The organism is Pseudomonas sp. ANT_H4 (genome assembly GCF_008369295.1).
GTDB lineage: Bacteria > Pseudomonadota > Gammaproteobacteria > Pseudomonadales > Pseudomonadaceae > Aquipseudomonas.
Window position 1 is genome coordinate 13,190 of the sequence record NZ_VOBG01000033.1, and the last position, 19,620, is coordinate 32,809.

A 19,620-nucleotide genomic window follows, 5' to 3' on the forward strand; every position below is an offset into this window, starting at 1 on the left:
AACGCCTGTGCCTTGCCAGTGGAGGCTTTGCTGTTTCAAAGGTGGACAACGGCCAGGTCCAGGCGGCCGTAATCGTTATCGCCGTGTTCGTGGCGGGGCGGCACATGGTGGGTTTTCATGATCTGGTCGCCTTGCAGGGTTTCCAGATGGATATCGAACCCCCACAGGCGATGCAGGTGCTTGAGGACTTCGTCTGTGGACTCACCAAGGGGTTTTCGGTCGTGTTGCTGGTGGCGCAGGGTCAGCGAGCGATCACCGCGTACGTCGATGCTGTAGATCTGCACGTTGGGCTCCCGGTTGCCCAGATTGTACTGCGCGGCCAGGGTTTCGCGGATGGTGCGGTAGCCAGGCTCGTCATGGATGGCCGGGACCAGCAAGTCGTCCTTGAGGTCATCGTCGAGAATGCTGAATAGCTTGAGGTCGCGAATTACCTGTGGCGACAGGTACTGCAGGATGAAGCTCTCGTCCTTGAAGCTGCTCATGGCGAACTTGAGTGTGGACAGCCAATCGCTGCCGGCAATGTCTGGGAACCAGCGCCGGTCCTCCTCGGTTGGGTGTTCGCAGATGCGGCGAATATCCCGGTACATGGCAAAGCCCAGGGCGTAAGGGTTGATGCCGTTGTAGTGCGGGCTGTCGAAGCCGGGCTGAAATACGACGCTGGTGTGGGAGGTCAGGAACTCCATCATAAAGCCGTCGGTGACCAGTCCTTCGTCGTACAGGTCGTTCATCAGCGTGTAGTGCCAGAACGTCGCCCAGCCTTCGTTCATCACTTGGGTCTGGCGCTGTGGATAAAAGTACTGGGCAATCTTGCGCACGATTCGCACGATTTCTCGCTGCCAGGGTTCCAGCAATGGAGCATGTTTTTCGATGAAGTACAGGATATTTTCCTGAGGTTCGACGGGGAAGCGCGCATTGTCCTTGTCGCTGTTCTTGTCGGCGCGCTTGGGAATGGTGCGCCACAGGTCGTTGATCTGTTTTTGCAAATGCTCTTCGCGATCCTTCTGGCGCAGCCGTTCCTCCTCGGCGGAAATTGGATAAGGCCGTTTGTAGCGATCGACCCCGTAATTCATCAGGGCGTGGCAGGAGTCCAGCAGGTCTTCCACTGCATCGATACCGTGGCGTTCCTCACACTGCATGATGTACTGCTTGGCGAACACCAGGTAATCAATGATCGAACTGGCATCGGTCCAGGTGCGGAACAGGTAGTTGCCCTTGAAGAAGCTGTTGTGGCCATAGCACGCGTGCGCGACCACCAGCGCCTGCATGCAGATGGTGTTTTCTTCCATCAGGTAGGCAATGCAGGGGTCGGAGTTGATGACGATCTCGTAGGCCAGGCCCATCTGGCCACGTGTGTAGGACTTTTCGGTGCTAAGGAAGTGCTTGCCGTAGGACCAATGGTGATAGCCCAGTGGCATGCCCACCGAAGCGTAGGCGTCCATCATTTGTTCGGCGGTGATCACTTCAATCTGGTTGGGATAGGTGTCCAGGGCGTAACCGGACGCTATGCGGCTGATTTCCCGGTCGTAGGCCTGGATCAGTTCGAAGGTCCATTCGGACCCCGTGGAAATGGGTTGGCGCTTATGCTCTTTGGCGGTCATGTCACTAACCTGCGCTGGAAGAGTTCACGAAAGACCGGATAGATATCACCGGCCGAGATCAATTGTTGCTGGGCAAAGGTGTCAGAGAAGGCTTCGCTGATCCGCTCGTATTCGAACCACAGGGCCTGGTGTTCGCGGGGAGTTATCTCGACGTAAGTGTAGTACTGCACAAACGGCATGATCTGGTTGATCAGGATGTCGCGGCAGATCGGCGAGTCGTCGTTCCAGTTGTCACCGTCGGAGGCCTGGGCGGCGTAGATGTTCCACTCGTTGGATGGATAGCGTTCGGCCATGATCTCTTGCATCAGCTTCAAGGCGCTGGAAACGATGGTGCCACCGGTTTCCCGTGAGTAGAAGAACTCTTCTTCGTCTACCTCACGAGCGCTGGTGTGATGGCGGATGAACACCACGTCAATCTTGTCGTAGTTACGCTTGAGGAACAGATACAGCAGGATGAAGAAGCGCTTGGCGATGTCCTTGGTCGCCTGGGTCATGGAGCCGGAGACGTCCATCAGGCAGAACATCACGGCCTTGGAGCTGGGATTGGGCTGCTTGACGAGCAGGTTGTACTTCAGGTCGAAGGTGTCGAGGAACGGTACGCGATGAATCCGTGCGCTGAGTTTGGCTATTTCCGCCTCGATTTCCTGGATATCGCCGAAATTGTCTGGCTCTTCGCGCTTCAAACGTTCCAGTTCGGTCTTGGCGTCCCGCAGTTTTGCCCGGCTGCTGCCAGACAGCGCAATACGCCGGGCATGGGCCGAGCGCAAGGTGCGGATGATGTTGATCCGTGACGGATTGCCTTCGTTGCTGATCCCGGCGCGCACGGTCTTGAAGGTGTCGGTACCGGTCAGGTTGCGCTTGACCAGGTTGGGCAGTTCGAGGTCCTCGAACATGAATTCGAGGAACTCTTCCTGGGTAATCTGGAACACGAATTCATCCATGCCCTCGCCGGAGTTGCCGGCCTTGCCTGGGCCTTTGCCTCCAGCACCGCCCTGTGGGCGCTGGATGTGTTCGCCGCTGGTGAATTCCTTGTTGCCTGGGTGGACGACGGTCTGTTTGCCGCCACGGCCATGGTGCAGCACCGGTTCATCGATATCCCGTCCGGGAATGCTGATCTGTTCGCCATGCTCCATGTCAGTGATGGAACGGCGGCTGACAGCCTCTTCGACGGCCTTTTTGATGTGATCACGGTAACGCCGCAGGAAACGCTGGCGGTTTACCGTGCTCTTGTTCTTGCCATTGAGACGTCGGTCGATCACATAGCTCATGGGGAGCCCTCCGGGCAGCTTCAAGTTACAAGCTTCAAGCCGCAAGCTGGAAGCTTAAAGACAGGCGGTCGGTTGCCGCGTCTCCAGCCGCGCCCGTCGGTGCGGCTGGTGCCTGCAACTTGTCGCTTGTCGCTGCCTCACTGCGATTTTCTGACCCGCAGGTACCACTCGGAGAGCAGTCGTACCTGTTTGTCGGTGTAGCCACGCTCGACCATTCGTGTAACGAAGTCGTTGTGTTTTTGCTGATCCTCCTTGCTGGCCTTGGCATTGAAGCTGATGACGGGCAGCAGATCCTCGGTGTTGGAGAACATTTTCTTCTCGATGACCACCCGCAGCTTCTCGTAGCTGAGCCAGGTGGGGTTCTTGCCGTTGTTGTTGGCGCGGGCGCGCAGAACGAAGTTGACGATTTCGTTGCGAAAATCCTTCGGATTACTGATGCCAGCCGGTTTTTCGATCTTTTCCAGCTCCTCGTTGAGGGCCACTCGGTTGAGGATTTCGCCGGTTTCCGGGTCGCGGTATTCCTGGTCCTGTATCCAGAAGTCGGCGTACAACACGTAGCGGTCGAAGATGTTCTGGCCGTACTCGCTGTAGGACTCCAGGTATGCGGTTTGGATTTCCTTGCCAATAAACTCGATATAGCGCGGTGCCAGATACTCTTTCAGGAAGCGCAGGTAGCGCTCGCGGATTTCGGCCTGGAATTGCTCCTGTTCGATCTGTTGTTCCAGCACGTAGAGCAGATGCACTGGGTTGGCAGCAATTTCGTGCGGGTCGAAGTTGAAGACCTTGGAGAGGATTTTGAAGGCAAAGCGCGTTGAAAGGCCGTTCATGCCCTCATCAACGCCCGCGGTATCGCGGTATTCCTGGATCGACTTGGCCTTGGGATCAGTGTCCTTGAGATTTTCCCCGTCATACACGCGCATTTTTGAGTAAATGTTGGAGTTTTCCGGCTCCTTGAGACGCGACAGCACGGTGAACTGGGCAAGCATTTTCAAGGTGTCAGGGGCGCAATGGGCCTTGGCCAGGGAGCTGTTGAACAGCAACTTGTCGTAAATCTTGATTTCATCGCTGACCCGCAGGCAGTACGGCACCTTGACGATATAGATCCGGTCGATGAAGGCTTCGTTGTTCTTGTTGTTGCGGAAGGTGTGCCATTCCGATTCGTTGGAGTGGGCCAGCAGGATCCCGGTAAACGGAATCGCCCCCAGGCCCTCGGTGCTGTTGTAGTTGCCTTCCTGGGTGGCGGTGAGCAGTGGATGTAGCACCTTGATCGGTGCCTTGAACATCTCCACGAACTCCATCAGGCCCTGGTTGGCCCGGCACAGCGCGCCCGAGTAGCTGTAGGCGTCGGCGTCGTTCTGTGGGAATTCTTCCAGTTTGCGGATATCGACCTTACCCACCAGCGCCGAGATGTCCTGGTTGTTCTCGTCTCCGGGTTCGGTCTTGGCCACGGCGATCTGGTTGAGGACTGAAGGGTAGAGCTTGACCACCTGGAACTGGCTGATATCGCCGCCGAATTCGGCCAGGCGCTTGGTGGCCCATGGCGACATGATGGTATTGAGGTAGCGCCTTGGAATGCCGAAGTCTTCTTCGAGAATCGCACCATCTTCTGTGGCGTTGAACAACCCCAATGGCGACTCGAACACCGGAGAGCCCTTGATGGCGTAGAAGGGCACCTTCTCGATCAGTTGTTTGAGCTTTTCGGCCAGGGATGATTTACCGCCGCCGACCGGACCGAGCAGGTAGAGGATCTGTTTCTTCTCTTCCAGGCCTTGGGCGGCATGGCGGAAATAGGAGACGATCTGGTCAATGCATTCTTCCATTCCGTGGAAGTCTTCAAAGGCCGGGTAGCGGCGGATCACCTTGTTGGAGAATATTCGCGACAATCGCGAATTGGCTGAGGTGTCCTGCAGCTCCGGCTCACCGATCGCCAGCAGCAGGCGTTCGGCTGCAGACGCGTAGGCGCTACGGTCGCTTTTGCACAGATTGAGGTACTCCTGAAGCGAGAGCTCTTCCTGGCGTGTGGACTCGAAGCGTTGTTGGAAGTGGCTAAAAATACTCATGACGTCGTCACCTCGCTCGATACGTGGAGCCGACGCCGGATCAATCAGTCGATGCTGGCAGTCATTGGCTATTGCCAATGGCCGTTTTCCCCCCAGAACACCCTCAAACGCTACCGATGACCCGCACGCCGGTGTACCGGCTCTCCCCTGTTTTGGATGGCCTGCGCTAAGGATAGTTCGGAATACGGGAGGTCAAGGCGGGATGCGTAATTAGTTTGGGTGCGCCGTTTGTCAGAAACGGCGCGAGCCCAAGTGTCACGGGGGATAGCGGGGTGTGAAAAAAATTATTGCGAGTCGCCAGAGGCAATTTCTGCCGGATAGGTCGTACGCCACAGTTCAAAGCCGCCGTCCAGGCTGTAGACGTCGCTGAAGCCCTGGCTAACCAGATAGGCGGCTGCGCTCTGGCTGGAATTGCCGTGGTAGCACGACACGATCACTGGCGCGTCGAGGTCGGCGGCGCGGATGAAGTCGGCAATCGAATGATTGTCCAGATGCTTGGCACCACTGATATGGCTCGCGGCATAGGTGGGCTGGTCGCGGATGTCGACAACGACAGCGCCTTGCTCACGCAGGGCCTGGGCTTGTTCGGGAGGGATACGTTTGAATTCGCTCATGGCGGGCTCCTTGGGCCTGGATGAAAGTGCCGTCTAGCGCTTTGCGATGGCCTGTAATTGTTCGGGAATAGGGGGTTGGTTGTGGCCCTGAGCGTCGCACTGGCAGCTCAGGCGCTCGCCGGTGTCGATGTTCATCAGGGTCATGGCGCCGCCCCAGACGCAGCCGGTGTCGAGGGCGAATACGCCAGGCTCGTCGCACTTGCCTTCAAGGGCTGCCCAGTGACCGAAGATGATCTTCGTTTCACGGGTCTTGCGTTCCTTGTGGGCGAACCAGGGTTTATAGCCGGGCAGCGCGGTGTCGGCGCCTTCCTTGCTCTTGAGGTCAAGTTTGCCTTCGGCGGTGCAGAAACGCATGCGCGTGAAGTAGTTGGTGATGACCCGCAGGCGTGCGACTCCGGTGAGATCGTTGTCCCACTTCACCGGTTCATTACCGTACATGCCATCCAGGTAGGGCGTGAACAGGTTGTCATCACCCAGGGCTTCTTCGACTTCAGCGGCGCACTTGAGGGCTTTTTTCAGCGTCCATTGAGGAGGAATACCGGCATGGACCAGCGCCATGTTGCGGTCTTCGTCGTAATGCATGAGCTTTTGCTGGCGCAGCCAGTCGAGCAATTCGACGCAATCTGGCGCTTCAAGAATTTCCCGTAGGGTGTCGCCCTTTTTCAGGCGCTCGATGTTATTGCCGGCGGCCAGCAGGTGCAGGTCATGGTTGCCCAGTACGCACACCAGCGAATCGCGTATGCCATAAAGGAAGCGCAGGGTCTCAAGGGATTGCGGGCCACGGTTGACCAGGTCGCCCACCAGCCACAGGCGATCCTGTGTCGGCTTGAAGGCCACGCGTTCAAGCAGGCCCTTGAGCGGTTCCAGACAGCCTTGCAGGTCGCCGACGGCATAGGTTGCCATCAGTGTAGGGCTCCGGGCACCGCCAGGCGGAAGGGGGCGATGATGGCGTCGAAGTGCTTGCCGTCGTCGCAGAGCATCTGATAGCTGCCTTGCATATTGCCAACGCGGGATGTCATCACCGTGCCGCTGCTGTAGGTATGGCTCTTGCCCGGGGCGATAAGCGGTTGTTGGCCCACGACGCCGGCGCCACGCACTTCCTCGACCTGACCGTCACCGTCGGTGATGACCCAGTGACGTGACAGCAACTTGGCCGAGAGCTCACCGTTGTTCTTCACCGTTACGGTGTAGGCAAACGCGAAGCGGTTTTGGTCGGGTTGCGATTGTTCCGCCAGGAAGCGGGTGACGACGCTGACGTCGATCTGATAACGAGGATCGGACATGCAAGAGGCCTTAAAAGCAAAATCGGGGGGACAACGGATGCCGGTCAGTCTAGGCCAAGTGACAGGCACTAGGCCAGACATGGTGTCTGGCTGTGCACAGGTGGTGCGGGTGAGGCTCAGGTTCAGTCGGCGGCTGGCGCAGGCTGAATGGCAAGTTGGTCAGCCAGACGCACGAACGCTGCCAGGTCCAGTTGCTCTGGGCGCAGGCTGCCGTCGACGCCGGCGGCTTCGATTTCGTCGTTGCTGAGCAAGGCCTTGAGGGTGTTGCGCAGGGTCTTGCGGCGCTGGTTGAAGGCTTCGCGCACAACGCGTTCCAGCAGCTTGTGATCCTTGGCCGGGTGCGGCAGCACAGCGTGAGGCACTAGGCGCACGATGGCCGAGTCGACCTTCGGTGGCGGATTGAATGCGCCCGGACCGACGTTAAATAGATGCTCAACCCGGCAATGGTACTGAACCATGATCGACAGGCGACCCCAATCACCACCGCCAGGGCCTGCTGCCAGACGCTCGACTACTTCCTTTTGCAGCATGAAGTGCATGTCGCGGATCAGGCCTGCGTTGTTCAGCAGGTGAAAAATCAGCGGTGTGGAGATGTTGTACGGCAGGTTGCCCACAACCCGCAGGCTGTTGGGCGCCGCATTCAGGCTGGTGAAGTCGAACTTCAGTGCATCGCCCTGGTGCAGGTGGAAGTTGGGTTGGCTGGCGAACAGCTGGTTGAGGATCGGGATCAGGTCCTTGTCCAGTTCAACCACGTCCAGTTGGCCGCCACTGTTGAGCAGGCCTTTGGTCAGCGCACCCTGGCCCGGGCCGATTTCCAGCAGACGGTCTTCGGGCTTGGCGTGGATGGAACGCAGGATGCGGTCGATCACGCCAGCGTCGTGCAAGAAGTTTTGCCCGAAGCGCTTGCGCGCACGGTGTTGGTAATGCTCAGTCATATACGGGTCTCGGCCATCTGATAGGCGGTTTCCAGGGCCACATGCAGGCTGCCGGTATCGATCTTGCCGCTGCCGGCCAGGTCCAGGGCGGTGCCATGGTCGACGGAAGTACGGATGATCGGCAGGCCCAGTGTCACGTTGACTGCGGCGCCGAAGCCTTTGTATTTCAGCACGGGCAGCCCCTGGTCATGGTACATCGCCAGCACTGCGTCGCAGTGCTCCAGATATTTGGGGGTGAACAGAGTGTCGGCAGGCAGTGGGCCACGTAGGTCCATGCCCTCTTTGCGCAGGCGCTCTAATGTCGGTTCGATGATGTCGATTTCTTCATGGCCCAGGTGGCCGCCTTCACCGGCATGGGGGTTGAGGCCACATACCAGGATCCGCGGTTGGGCGATGCCGAATTTTTGTTGTAGGTCAGCGTGCAGGATGCGCGTCACACGTTCCAGGCGTTCAGGGGTGATGGCGTCGGCAACCGCCCGCAGGGGCAGGTGAGTGGTCACCAAAGCTACTCGCAGGCCACGGGTCGCCAGCATCATCACTACTTGTGCGGTATGGGTCAGTTCGGCGAGGAATTCGGTATGGCCGGAAAAGGCGATGCCGGAATCGTTGATCACGCCCTTGTGTACCGGAGCGGTGATCATCCCGGCGAAGTCTCCATCCACGCACCCTTGTCCAGCGCGGGTCAGAGTCTCCAGGACGAATGACGCATTGGCTTTGTCCAGTTGCCCGGCAACAACCTTGGCCTGCAGCGGGGTGTCCCACACATATAGGCTGTTGGCGGGCGCCGGAAGATCTGGCCAGTTGCCGGGTGCCACCGATAGCAAGTCGACAGCCACCCCCAGTTGCGCGGCCCGCTCAAGGAGCAGGTCGCGGCTGGTAATGGCAATCAGAGGGTATGGCTGGGGCTGCGAGGCGAGCAGCAGGCAAAGGTCAGGACCAATGCCGGCCGGCTCGCCGGGTGTCAACGCGAAACGCTGGGGTTTCACTGTGCTGCCTGGTCGGTGCCTGTTTGATCGGCGCCAGGAAGCTTGTTTTCCACGTAGGCTTCGTCACGGATCTGACGCAACCAGGTTTGCAGTTCTTCGTCGTATTTGCGGTTTCGCAGTACGGTCAAGGCTTGTTGCTCGCGGGCCTGGGCGGTGCTGTCAGTGGCGCGACGGCCAAGGACTTCCAGGACGTGCCAGCCATATTGGGTCTTGAATGGCTTGGACAGTACGCCTTGCGGAGTATCGGCCATCACTGCCTGGAACTCGGGCACTAGTGCCTTCGGGTCGATCCAGTTCAGGTCGCCGCCGTTGAGGGCAGAGCCTGGGTCTTCCGAGTAGCTTTTGGCCAGGGTGGAAAAGTCTTCGCCGCTGGTAATGCGCTCGTAGAGCTTCTGGGCCAGGGCCTTGGTCTCTGCTTCGCTGCGAATTTCGCTTGGTTTGATCAGGATGTGACGAACATGTACTTCGTCCCGTACCTGAGTCTCGCCGCCGCGCTTTTCCAGCAACTTGAGGATGATGAAGCCGCCAGGAGTCCGAGCGGGCTGGGTGATGCCGCCGATCTCCATGGTGCTCAGCTCGCGATCGAACGGAGGTGGCAGTTGAGCAGCTTTACGCCAGCCCATGTCACCGCCTTCGAGGGCGTTGTCGCTGCCGGACTGGGCAATAGCCATCTGAGCAAAGTCAGCGCCTTGCTTGAGCCGGTCATAGACAGCCTGGGTTTTTGCCGCCGCTGCGTTGAGCTGTTCAGCGTTGGCACTGTCTGGCGTCGGGATCAGGATATTAGCCAGGTGCAGTTCTTCAGAGAGCTGCATCTTGCCCAGGTCCGAGGCCAGGAAGTTCTTCACTTCCTGTTCGGAAACCTGAACCCGCTCGGCCACACGGCGCTGACGCACACGGCTGATGATCATTTCGCGGCGAATCTGGTCACGGGCGTCTTCATACGACAGACCGTCGTGAGCCAGTGCGGCGCGGAACTGATCAATGCTCATGTTGTTGCGTTGAGCGATGGTGCCGACGGCCTGGTTCAACTCTTCGTCGGTGATACGAATGCCGGAACGGTCGCCGATCTGCAATTGCAGGTTTTCGACGATCAGGCGTTCCAGCACCTGCTGGTCCAGGACGCTGGTAGGCGGCACGCCACCGCCACGCTTGGCGATGGTTTGCTGAACTTCCTTGACCCGTTGGTCCAGTTGGCTCTGCATGATCACGTCGTTATCGACGATGGCCACTACCTTGTCCAGCGGTTGAACTGCAGCGTGTGCCGCTGCAGTACCCAGGAACAGCGCGCCCAGCATCAGCGGGCGCAGACAATCAGAAAGCTTTATCTTCACGTTCACGATAACCTTGGATGCCTTTGTCGAGGAAGCTCTCTACCTTGGCGCCAGTGAGGCCGCCGAGTCCCTTCAGGACAATTTGGAGGAAGAGGCCGTGGTCGCCTTTTTCGTTGAGCGGGGCGATCTGGCTGTATTCGTCGTTGGAAACCCAATAACGGTTGATCACGCGCAGTTTCCAGCAGCAGTTGTCGTACTCGAAACCACCGAAGGCTTCCAGGGTACGGTTGCGTGCATAGTCATACTGCCAGCGGGTGATCAGGTTCCACTGGGGAATGATCGGCCACATCATCGAGAAGTCGTGTTGCTGGATTTTGTAGTAATCCTTCACGAAGTTCGGTTGACCTTCCTGGCCGTAGTCGCCACCAAACTGCCATTTACCGGTCAACTGGTTATAGACAACCTGGTCATTGCGATAGCGATAACCAACGTTGACGACCTTGTTCGGGTTGTCTTCCGGCTGGTAGTGGAACATCGCGCTGCCGGAGCGTGCGCTATGGCTTTCGGTGTCCCAGTTGTAGTCGGCGGTGGCGCGCCAGTCGCGGTTGAAGCGGAACTCGTAGTCAAGGGCGATAGGCGAAACATTCGACTGTGCATCCGCGCGGTCGGCGGCCAGGATGCCTGGCAGTTGGACTTCACGGTCCTTGAAGTACAAGGCTTGGCCGACGGAAATACGTTGACGCTCAAAGCCGTTTTCTTCGATCCAGCGGTTGGTGACGCCAAGCGATAGCTTGTTTTCGTCACCGATGCGGTCGCCGCCGACGAAGCGATTGTCACGGAACAAAGAGGCGTAATTGAACGTGGTTTCGCCGGTGTCGAATACGGGGATATCAGCCTGGTCTTTCTCAGGAACGTAGAGATAGAAAAGGCGAGGTTCCAAGGTTTGGTTGTAGTTCTTGCCGAACCACTGTGTGCTGCGGTCGAAGTAGAGACCACTGTCTACGCTGGCGATCGGGACTGAAAGGTCCTGGGAGCTTTTGAACTTCTGGCCTGCTGTGACCATTTGCGACTTGCCTGTTCCGTCGAGGTCAAGATCGTATTTGGTATAGCGGTATTTGAGCTTTGGTGTAATGAACCCGTAGGTCCAGTTCATCGGGTACTCGACGCTCGGCGCGCCGCTCAAACGGGTGCCGTTGGCGCGGGTCAACCCTGTCACGTAGGTATCTAGACGAGGCGATACGAGGCCGTTCTCATCAGTAAACGACCCCGTCTCAAGATCCCGATCAAAGCGTACAGCTTCGGTTTCATAGGCAAAATTCAACCCGCCCGGATGGTACGGCAGCGCACCATTGAAGGTGATCTGTGGCAAACGGTTATACGGAGTGATGTTGGAAATCGTCGCCAGCTTGTAAGCCTGGAGATTTAACCGAGCAGTGTAGTTGTCGCCACGATAGTTGACGGCACCCTGCTGGTTGATAAAGTCCTGGGACTCAACGCCAATCTGATCAGTCTTCAGATCCTGGAAGTAGTACGGATCGCTGATGTCGGTGTAGTCGACTTCAGTCATTACGCGCGAATCCAGGCCACCCTTGTGCTGCCAGTTAAGCATCCAGCGGGTTTTCTCGTAATCGGATTGCTTGCTGCGCTCATCGTTGTCGTCGTTGAGATACGCGCCGCCGAACTGCCCTTCGCTGGACTTGGTCAGGTAGCGGAACTCGCCTTCCATCAACATGCCGCGCTTGGTCATGTATTGCGGGTACAACGTGGCATCGTAGTTCGGTGCCAGGTTGAAGTAATACGGCGTATTCAGGGTAAAGCCCGTTTCACTGCCGGTGCTGAAACTCGGCGGCAGGAAGCCGGATTGACGACGGTTGTCGATCGGGAAGTAGATGTACGGCGTGTACAGGATCGGAATGTTCTTGATCCGCAACGTCGCGTTTGTCGCCGTACCGAAACCGGTGGCCGGGTTCAACGTGATGTTGTTGCCCTTGAGCTGCCAGGCGTTGCTGTCTGGCTCGCAGGTAGTGTACGTACCGTCCTTGAGACGGATGATCGCGTTCTCGGCACGCTTGGCGTACAGCGCGCTACCGCGGATGCGTGATTTGTGCATCACGTATTCGGCGTTGTCGACTTGCGCGGCACCGGTGTCCAGTTGGACCTGGGCATGGTCGCCGACGATCAGGGCGCCGTTGTCGCGCAAACGGACGTTGCCGTTCAGCTCTCCACGGTTCTCGGCCTGGTACAGGCTGGCCTCTTCGGCTTCGACCTGCATGCTGCCTTGGCGCATGACAACGTCACCGGCCAAGGTCGCGACTTGTTGTTCCTGCTCATAACGAGAGACCTTGGCTCCGATGAAGGTCGGCGCGTCGCTCTTGTCCGTCTTGTCGTTCATGCCAGGACGAAGCGGCTCGACATAGGAACCGGCGCAATAAGGACCGGTTTCAGCCAGCTGAGCGGCGGTTAGCTTCTCGCGAGGGACCCAATCCAGGTGGCTGTAGTCGGCGCTGCGCGAACGCAGGCCACGGCCTTTGGCTTCGGTGACCAGCTTGGTCTGCGGCACGGCCTCGGCGCCAGCAGTCTCGCCTTGCGGCGTGCCGTTGGCCGAGCTGACGGCACTGCCGTCATGCACCGGACGCGGTGGTAATGGGGCGGCGCTGGTTTTCGGCGCGCAATCCCAGGCACCCGAAGCAGAGACTGAGCAGTCATACTGTTCCGCGGCGACCACGAATGAGGTGGCGAAGGGTTGCATGGCCAGCAGACTGCCGGTTACCAGCAACGGAAATTTTCTACGAAACGCGGGGGATTTCAATGCCATCTTATTAGTCCGGGCTTCCTGCGTGCCATCTGCCCGCGGTGTGGGCCGCACGCCTCTCGATGGTCTGAAAAAGATGCGTGATAATAAAGCATGACCCGCTTGACGGCTAGCGCCGTCGGAGACCCTTGTAATGCCCGAGCAAGATCTACGTTTGCAACACCTGAAAGTCTGGCTTGATGAGCAGCTACCTTCACTTTTTACCGCTCAAGGCTGGGGTGTCGTACCCCCGGCCACGTTGACTGCGGCCAGCAGCGACGCGAGTTTCAGGCGCTATTTCCGTTGGGAAGGCGAGGGCCGCAGTTTTGTCGTCATGGACGCCCCTCCCCCCCAGGAAAACTGCAAACCTTTCGTCGATATCGCTCAAATGCTGGCGAAATCGGGGATAAACGTCCCACAAATTTATGCAGAAGATCTGCCTCGCGGCTTTCTTTTGCTCAATGACCTGGGTAGAAAAACGTATCTGGACGTCATGGACGGCGAAAATGCCGATCAATTGTTCGCTGATGCCATCGACGCGTTGCTGGCTTTCCAGCAGTTGCCAATGGACGCCGGTTTGCCCAGCTATGACGTTGCGCTGTTGCGCCGAGAGTTGGAACTGTTCCCCGAGTGGTATGTGCACCGGCACCTGGGCATTGAGTTCGATGCTCATCAACTGGACCTGTGGCAGCGGGTCAGCACATTGCTGATCGACAGTGCCCTGGCTCAGCCCAAGGTGCTGGTGCATCGCGACTACATGCCGCGCAACCTGATGATCAGCGAGCCGAACCCCGGTGTGCTGGATTTCCAGGATGCGGTCTACGGCCCGGTGACCTATGACATCACCTGCTTGTTCAAGGACGCGTTCCTCAGTTGGCCCCAGGCTCGTGTGCAGGAATGGCAGCGTGGCTATTGGCAGCGCGCTGGCCAATTGGGCATCCCTGTACAGGAAGACTTTGAAGATTTCCTGCGGGCCAGCGACCTGATGGGTGTGCAGCGTCACCTCAAGGTGATCGGTATCTTCGCGCGTATCTGCCATCGTGACGGCAAGCCGCGCTACCTGGCCGATGTGCCGCGCTTCTTTGCCTATATAGACGCGGTGCTTGCGGATCGTGCGGAGTTGAACGACCTGGGCGAACTGCTGGCGAGCCTGCGCCAACCCGCCGAGGCCGTTGTATGAAGGCCATGATCCTGGCTGCCGGCAAAGGTGAGCGGATGCGTCCGCTAACTTTGCATACCCCCAAGCCGCTGATCCAGGCGGGAGGCAAGCGCCTGATCGAGTACCACCTTGAGGCGCTGGCGAAAGCCGGCTTCACCGACATCGTCATCAACCACGCCTGGCTCGGTCAGCAGGTCGAGGGCTATCTGGGCGACGGTTCGCAGTATGGCGTGCGAATCCAGTACTCCGCCGAAGGCGAGCCGCTGGAAACGGGTGGCGGGATTTTCCAGGCATTACCGCTTCTGGGTGACGAGGCGTTCCTGGTGGTCAATGGTGATATCTGGACTGACTACGACTTCGCCGGCCTGAATCAGCCGCTCAAGGGGCTGGCCCACTTGGTGATGGTCGATAACCCGGCGCATCACCCCAGTGGTGGTGACTTCTATCTCAAGGACGGTTCGCTTCATGATGCCGTGCCCGGTGCCGATAACCTGACCTTCAGTGGCATTTCAGTGCTGCACCCCGAGCTTTTCGCGGGTTGCAGCGCTGGCGCCTTCAAGCTGGCGCCGTTGTTGCGCGCGGCGATGGCTCAAGGTTTGGTGACGGGGGAACACATGGAAGGACGCTGGATCGATGTCGGGACGTTGGAGCGCCTTGCGCAAGTCGAAAACCTGCTGACAGCGGGGCAGTAAGATGCTGTGGCCAGGGACTCTGATTGGAGCCGGGGCGGGCTTTGCCATCGCCAGCATTCCGGGGGCCATGTTGGGCGCGCTGTTGGGTCAGGCGATGGACCGACGTTTGCAACTGCACAGTTGGGCGCAATTGCGCGAGCGACTGGGTGGGCGTCCGGCGCTGCGCAACGATGAATTGCTGTTTGTACTGCTCGGCCGCCTGGCCAAGAGCAATGGCCGGGTGGTGGACGGGCATATCCAGCAGGCCCGTCAGGAGATGCGTTCGCTGAATATGACCGAGCCGGCCCAGCGCCGGGCCATTGCTGCGTTCAACCGAGGCAAGTCCGGCTCTGACCGAGTGCGCAGTTATCTGCGCCTGCTCAAGGCCCAGCCCCATGCGGCGGAAGGCGTGTTGCGCGCCTGTTGGCGGATGGTCTGGGCGGATGGCAAGGCCAGCACTGCCGAGCGCGAGCTGATCGGGTTATGGGGCAAGTGGCTGGGCTGGACGCCGCAGCAGACTCAGGCACTGGCGGCTGATTACGAACCTGAGCGCAAACCGTTGGCCAACCGTGGCAGCACTTATCAGGAAGCGTTGCGGATTCTCGGGGTGACGGCGACCACTGAGCCGTCGGTGATTAAGCGGGCTTACCGGCGGCTGCTCAGTCGTCATCACCCGGACAAGATTGCCGGGAGTGGTGCCAGCCCGGCGCAGGTGCGTGAGGCGACCGAAAGGACTCGCGAACTGCATAACGCCTATGCGTTGATTCGTGAGCGGCGGGATTTCAGGTAGCCGCTGGCGATCAACTCCCAGTGTTCTGCGGGCTTAACCAGCCACGAATCCGGCGATACAACTGTTCCTGCCCGGCCTGGTTGTTGCCGGGAAGGGCCTTCAATGACACCTGTTTGTAGTTGTCATTCTTCAAGCGCTTGCTCGCCTGGGCTCGTTCCAGGGCATTTTTGCGTGCCTGGGCGTTGTCCTGATAGAAAAAGTCGGCGGTGGCCAGTTTCAGCGTTGGTGCCAGTTGTTGCAGGTCCGGAGCGCCTGCGAGCGGCGTCTGCGCCGCCACCATGATGAATTTCTGGACCTGAGGCGGTTGTTTTTCACTCAGATAGCGAGCCGCCCACCATGCGCCCGTGCCGTGCCCCAGCAGCACCACGCTGCGGGCATTTTGCGTCTGGGCGAAGGCAACGGCGGCATCGATGCGGGCAAAGATTCGCGTGGCGTCGGTCTTGTCCTGCTCATCTACGCCTGGGACGACGGCCGGGTCGGTGCCCTCGGCTTCGGCGCTGGCAGCCTGTTCGATCGGCTTGGGTGCTACGGTGCTGGCATCTTTGCTGCTGGTGTCCACGGCAGCCTTGGGGGCTTCGATTACACGCGGTGGAGTAGTGGCCAGGCTCAGGTCTGGCAGTGACAAACTGAGACTGCCCCAGGCGGCGTCCGGCAATTTTTGCCGCAAAGGGCCGATTGCTTGAGGCCAGTCAGCACTTTCCCCAGCGCCAGGGACAATAATTACCACGCCCTCAGGCTCGGCGCTGTTGGCAGGTTTCCACAGGGCGAGGAACGTATCGCTGCCGGCCTGCAATTGTTGCTGTTCCTGGGACGGGACTGTCCTCTCAAGCGCCGCGGTTTCTTCCTGGCTACGCTCGGGCAATGGCTGGCGCTCGGCCGGTTTTTCTGCAGCCGGTGGTTGGGTATCAGCGGCCTGGACACAAAAGGCGCTGGTAAACAGCAGCGACAGGCACAATGCTGGCAGTGCCGAACGGTGGGGAAGGGGCATCGTTGATTCCAGGCCAGAAGTGATTCCGGCAGCCTAATGGGTTGGTCAGTATTTGTCAGTGATGTGAGATGTGAATCATGATTTTTCGCTGTCTGCTGGTTATCGGCTGTCTGTGCTTTCCCTTGATGGCGGGCGCTGTGCCGGTGCCTGTCGTGCCGCAGGCGGTACTCAGTGTCGAGCAGCGTGAATGGCTGGCCCAGCACCCGGAGCTGCGGGTCGGGCTGGTCCTGCAGGCGCCCTATGCGCAATACGACCGGCGCTTGCAGCGTTTATCCGGGGCCAATGTCGAGCTGATGCAGTGGTTAGCCAAGGCGCTGAATATAGAGCTGACCTGGCGCAACTTCCCCAATCAGGAACAGTTGGACGCGGCGGTACGCGACGGCGAGGTCGATCTTGCCCCCGGCCTGTTGCAAACCCCGGCCGGTCTGCGTCTGTGGCAGTTTTCCGACCCCTATATGCGGGTTCCCCAGCGCGTCGTCGGCATCCGCGAGGGCGGCGGCACCGTGGATCTGGAAAAGCTCGATGAGCAATCCCGGGTGGCGGTGCGCATGCCCAGCACTGTCGCCGATTACCTGCGCAGCAATTACCCCAGCCTAAACCTGCAAGGCGTGCCCCTGGAGCGCCAGGCCCTGCAATTGCTGCTGAGCCAGCAAGCCCGCTACGCTGTGATCGATGAAGCGCAGCTCAGTCGCTTGTCTGTGGAGCCTGAGTTTTCCGGGCTCGCGGTGGTAGGTGATATCGGCCTGCCGCAACTGCTGCGGGTGGCAACTCGACGTGATTGGCCCGAGCTTGCCGAGATCATGGAAAGCGCCTTGCGGGCGATTCCGGCTCGGGACCTGGACCAGTTGCATGCTCGCTGGCTGCAGCCCAAATACCCGCGCCTGACCGAATCCCCCGGTTTCTGGCAGAACCTGAGCCTGCTGCTGGGCATCCTGTTGCTGGCCTGCATGGCGGTGGCATTGTGGCAGCGTCGTCAGCAGCGCGGTTTGGAGCAGGACCTGCTGGCGACTCGGGAAGAAAGCGCCGCTCGCGCCGCCGGTGCCGAAGCGTTGCGCCTGACGCAGTTTTCCATCGACCAGAGCACCGTCGGCATCCTCTGGGTCAACTGGGACAGCCATGTGCGCTACGCCAACGTGGCGGCAGAAACCATGCTCGGCTACGCCCCCGGTGCGCTGATCGAGCGGCCGCTGATCGAGTTCGAACCCAAGTTGACCATGGACCGCTGGCTGAACCTGTGGAAGCGCGCCCGTGCCAGCGAAGACGGGCCGCAAAGTTTTGCCACCGATTGCCTGCGGGCCGACGGCAGTGTGTTGCCCACTGATGTCTCCTTGAGCTTCCTGCGTTTTGCCGGTGGCGAATACCTGGTGGTTTACCTCAATGATGTCACTGAGCGTCGCCGAGCCCTGGCCGCGTTGCAGGAAAGTGAAGCGCGCTTGCAAGGGATTGCCGCCAATGTGCCGGGATTGGTGTTTCGGCTGGAGCGGCTGCCGTTGAGCGCCGCTATCGACTTTGCCTATATCAGTGAAGGAAGTGAAAGCCTGGTGGGCTATGCCCCGGCGGTGCTCCGTCATCGCGATGTTGGCATTCGCAGCCTGGTGCACCCGGACGACCGCGCCAGTTACCACCGCACTCAGGACCAGGCCATCGACACCGAAAGCAATTGGTCGTGGCAAGGCCGCATCCTCACCCGCCAGGGCGAGCAGCGTTGGGCCGAAATCAAGGCCGTCACCCGGCGCCTGGAGGAGGGTGTTGTGGTGTGGGACGGGATTGTCTGGGATATCAGCGAGAGCAAGCGCATCGAGTTGGAGCTGGACGCCTCCCGCGCACAATTGCGTGAATTGTCAGCTCACCTGGAAACCGTGCGTGAGGAAGAAAAGGCGCGCATCGCCCGCGAAGTGCATGACGAACTGGGGCAAATGCTTACGGTACTCAAGCTGGAAACTTCGATGTGCGAACTGGCCTATGCGCAGCTTGACCCAGGCTTGCATGAGCGCTTGAACAGCATGAAGCGCCTGATTTCCCAGCTCTTTCAACTGGTACGGGATGTTGCCACCGCGTTGCGCCCGCCGATTCTCGACGCCGGGATTGCCTCGGCTATTGAGTGGCAGGCCCGGCGTTTCGAATCCCGCACGCAGATTCCTTGCCTGGTGCAAGTGCCGGACAACCTGCCGGCGCTCAGCGACGCCAAGGCCATTGGCCTGTTCCGGATACTGCAGGAGGCGCTGACTAATGTGATGCGCCATGCCCAGGCGCATACTGTTGAACTGACCCTGGCGGTGGAAGGTGCCAATCTGCGGCTGACCATCAGCGATGACGGCGCAGGTTTTGTGCCTGCGCCAGGGCGTCCGGTGTCATTTGGCCTGGTCGGCATGCGTGAGCGGGTACTGATCATGGGCGGGCAGTTGACCCTCGACAGTGAGTTGGGGGAGGGCACGACCCTGAGTGTTACGGTGCCGCTGGATGCATAACTCCAAGAAGAGGAAACCCCTGTGATCCGCGTACTGGTAGCCGAAGACCACGCCATTGTTCGTGAAGGCATCAAGCAATTGATCGGCCTGGCCAAGGACCTGCTGGTAGTAGGCGAGGCGAGCAATGGTGAACAACTGCTGGAAACCTTGCGCCACGTTCCGTGCGAGGTGGTGCTGTTGGACATCTCGATGCCCGGCGTCAACGGCCTGGAAGCCATCCCGCGGATACGCGCCCTGAACAATCCTCCCGCTATCCTGGTGCTGTCTATGCACGACGAAGCGCAAATGGCCGCCCGTGCGCTGAAGGTGGGTGCCGCCGGTTATGCCACCAAGGACAGTGACCCGGCGCTGCTGCTGACGGCGATCCGCAAAGTGGCGGCCGGCGGGCGTTACATCGACCCGGACCTGGCGGACCGCATGGTCTTCGAAGTTGGCCTCACCGACGCCCGGCCCTTGCATTCGCTGCTGTCGGAGCGGGAGTTCTCGGTGTTCGAGCGCCTGGCCCAGGGCGCCAACGTCAACGACATCGCCCAGCAACTGGCCTTGAGCAGCAAGACTATCAGTACCCACAAGGCGCGGTTGATGCAGAAACTCAACATCACCTCCCTGGCGGAACTGGTGAAGTACGCCATGGAGCACAAGCTTCTATAGAGTCATATCTATTTGCGACACCCCGAAAAACGTCGCCAAGCCCATTCTTACCGCTTGCAGCTTGATGCTCATGCCTGCACTGTCCAG

Annotated in this window: 16 protein-coding genes; 5 read left to right on the plus strand and 11 right to left on the minus strand. The window is 59.4% G+C overall.

Features of this window, described 5'->3' with window-relative positions:
* Positions 1–35: 35 nt before the first annotated feature.
* The 10 genes from FQ182_RS26485 to FQ182_RS26530 form a co-directional block, all read right to left on the minus strand.
* Positions 36–1,598, minus strand: coding sequence for a SpoVR family protein (locus FQ182_RS26485; protein ID WP_149414383.1), 1,563 nt, complete (start codon positions 1,596–1,598; stop codon positions 36–38).
* A complete protein-coding gene (locus FQ182_RS26490) occupies positions 1,595–2,866 on the minus strand; it encodes a YeaH/YhbH family protein (RefSeq protein WP_149414384.1) in 1,272 nt (423 codons plus the stop codon). The genes FQ182_RS26485 and FQ182_RS26490 overlap by 4 nt, the downstream gene beginning before the upstream one ends.
* A gap of 137 nt (positions 2,867–3,003) precedes the next feature.
* Entirely contained in the window at positions 3,004–4,926 is a 1,923-nt protein-coding gene (locus tag FQ182_RS26495; RefSeq protein ID WP_133102277.1) for a PrkA family serine protein kinase, read from the minus strand.
* Between the two features lie 284 nt (positions 4,927–5,210).
* Complete coding sequence (gene glpE / locus FQ182_RS26500; protein WP_149414385.1) at positions 5,211–5,540, minus strand: thiosulfate sulfurtransferase GlpE; 330 nt, start codon at positions 5,538–5,540, stop codon at positions 5,211–5,213.
* A gap of 33 nt (positions 5,541–5,573) precedes the next feature.
* Complete coding sequence (locus FQ182_RS26505; RefSeq protein ID WP_149414386.1) at positions 5,574–6,443, minus strand: symmetrical bis(5'-nucleosyl)-tetraphosphatase; 870 nt, start codon at positions 6,441–6,443, stop codon at positions 5,574–5,576.
* Positions 6,443–6,823 carry a Co2+/Mg2+ efflux protein ApaG gene (gene apaG, locus FQ182_RS26510; RefSeq protein WP_149414387.1) on the minus strand — a complete coding sequence of 127 codons (381 nt, stop codon included), beginning with the start codon at positions 6,821–6,823 and terminating at the stop codon, positions 6,443–6,445. The genes FQ182_RS26505 and apaG overlap by 1 nt, the downstream gene beginning before the upstream one ends.
* Positions 6,824–6,945: 122 nt before the next feature.
* The gene (gene rsmA / locus FQ182_RS26515) at positions 6,946–7,758 is read right to left on the minus strand and encodes a 16S rRNA (adenine(1518)-N(6)/adenine(1519)-N(6))-dimethyltransferase RsmA (RefSeq protein ID WP_149414388.1); all 813 of its coding nucleotides are present in this window, start codon (positions 7,756–7,758) and stop codon (positions 6,946–6,948) included.
* Positions 7,755–8,744 (minus strand): 4-hydroxythreonine-4-phosphate dehydrogenase PdxA, encoded by a 990-nt coding sequence (gene pdxA, locus FQ182_RS26520; RefSeq protein WP_149414389.1) that lies wholly within the window; start codon positions 8,742–8,744, stop codon positions 7,755–7,757. Before pdxA ends, rsmA begins: the two co-directional genes overlap by 4 nt.
* Complete coding sequence (locus FQ182_RS26525) at positions 8,741–10,075, minus strand: peptidylprolyl isomerase (protein WP_371923918.1); 1,335 nt, start codon at positions 10,073–10,075, stop codon at positions 8,741–8,743. The genes pdxA and FQ182_RS26525 overlap by 4 nt, the downstream gene beginning before the upstream one ends.
* Positions 10,056–12,830, minus strand: coding sequence for an LPS-assembly protein LptD (locus FQ182_RS26530; RefSeq protein WP_149414391.1), 2,775 nt, complete (start codon positions 12,828–12,830; stop codon positions 10,056–10,058). Before FQ182_RS26530 ends, FQ182_RS26525 begins: the two co-directional genes overlap by 20 nt.
* 130 nt (positions 12,831–12,960) lie before the next feature.
* Here FQ182_RS26530 and FQ182_RS26535 point away from each other — a divergent pair, with 130 nt between their 5' ends.
* Genes FQ182_RS26535 through FQ182_RS26545 form a run of 3 tightly spaced genes read left to right on the plus strand, consistent with a single transcriptional unit; the run spans position 12,961 to position 15,426 of the window.
* Complete coding sequence (locus tag FQ182_RS26535) at positions 12,961–13,986, plus strand: aminoglycoside phosphotransferase family protein (RefSeq protein ID WP_149414392.1); 1,026 nt, start codon at positions 12,961–12,963, stop codon at positions 13,984–13,986.
* Positions 13,983–14,657, plus strand: a complete 675-nt coding sequence (murU, locus tag FQ182_RS26540) for an N-acetylmuramate alpha-1-phosphate uridylyltransferase MurU (RefSeq protein WP_149414393.1) — start codon at positions 13,983–13,985, stop codon at positions 14,655–14,657. The genes FQ182_RS26535 and murU overlap by 4 nt, the downstream gene beginning before the upstream one ends.
* Position 14,658: 1 nt before the next feature.
* Complete coding sequence (locus FQ182_RS26545; protein ID WP_149414394.1) at positions 14,659–15,426, plus strand: TerB family tellurite resistance protein; 768 nt, start codon at positions 14,659–14,661, stop codon at positions 15,424–15,426.
* A 10-nt stretch (positions 15,427–15,436) separates the two neighbouring features.
* Here FQ182_RS26545 and FQ182_RS26550 read toward each other — a convergent pair whose 3' ends face one another.
* Entirely contained in the window at positions 15,437–16,414 is a 978-nt protein-coding gene (locus FQ182_RS26550; protein WP_149414395.1) for an alpha/beta hydrolase family protein, read from the minus strand.
* A gap of 77 nt (positions 16,415–16,491) precedes the next feature.
* On the opposite strand from FQ182_RS26550, the gene FQ182_RS26555 reads away from it, so the two are divergent.
* Complete coding sequence (locus FQ182_RS26555; protein ID WP_149414396.1) at positions 16,492–18,882, plus strand: PAS domain S-box protein; 2,391 nt, start codon at positions 16,492–16,494, stop codon at positions 18,880–18,882.
* Positions 18,883–18,903: 21 nt separating this feature from the next.
* Positions 18,904–19,533 carry a response regulator transcription factor gene (locus tag FQ182_RS26560; RefSeq protein ID WP_133102265.1) on the plus strand — a complete coding sequence of 210 codons (630 nt, stop codon included), beginning with the start codon at positions 18,904–18,906 and terminating at the stop codon, positions 19,531–19,533.
* Positions 19,534–19,620: the final 87 nt, after the last annotated feature.

Excerpts from the sequence above, each read along its gene's own strand:
- rsmA (WP_149414388.1), bottom strand. The coding sequence starts at position 7,758 with ATGACTGAGCATTACCAACACCGTGCGCGCAAGCGCTTCGGGCAAAAC.
- FQ182_RS26485 (WP_149414383.1), bottom strand. The coding sequence starts at position 1,598 with ATGACCGCCAAAGAGCATAAGCGCCAACCCATTTCCACGGGGTCCGAA.
- FQ182_RS26505 (WP_149414386.1), bottom strand. The coding sequence starts at position 6,443 with ATGGCAACCTATGCCGTCGGCGACCTGCAAGGCTGTCTGGAACCGCTC.
- FQ182_RS26550 (WP_149414395.1), bottom strand. The coding sequence starts at position 16,414 with ATGCCCCTTCCCCACCGTTCGGCACTGCCAGCATTGTGCCTGTCGCTG.
- FQ182_RS26530 (WP_149414391.1), bottom strand. The coding sequence starts at position 12,830 with ATGGCATTGAAATCCCCCGCGTTTCGTAGAAAATTTCCGTTGCTGGTA.
- FQ182_RS26535 (WP_149414392.1), top strand. The coding sequence starts at position 12,961 with ATGCCCGAGCAAGATCTACGTTTGCAACACCTGAAAGTCTGGCTTGAT.
- murU (WP_149414393.1), top strand. The coding sequence starts at position 13,983 with ATGAAGGCCATGATCCTGGCTGCCGGCAAAGGTGAGCGGATGCGTCCG.
- FQ182_RS26545 (WP_149414394.1), top strand. The coding sequence starts at position 14,659 with ATGCTGTGGCCAGGGACTCTGATTGGAGCCGGGGCGGGCTTTGCCATC.
- glpE (WP_149414385.1), bottom strand. The coding sequence starts at position 5,540 with ATGAGCGAATTCAAACGTATCCCTCCCGAACAAGCCCAGGCCCTGCGT.
- FQ182_RS26490 (WP_149414384.1), bottom strand. The coding sequence starts at position 2,866 with ATGAGCTATGTGATCGACCGACGTCTCAATGGCAAGAACAAGAGCACG.
- FQ182_RS26495 (WP_133102277.1), bottom strand. The coding sequence starts at position 4,926 with ATGAGTATTTTTAGCCACTTCCAACAACGCTTCGAGTCCACACGCCAG.
- FQ182_RS26555 (WP_149414396.1), top strand. The coding sequence starts at position 16,492 with ATGATTTTTCGCTGTCTGCTGGTTATCGGCTGTCTGTGCTTTCCCTTG.
- apaG (WP_149414387.1), bottom strand. The coding sequence starts at position 6,823 with ATGTCCGATCCTCGTTATCAGATCGACGTCAGCGTCGTCACCCGCTTC.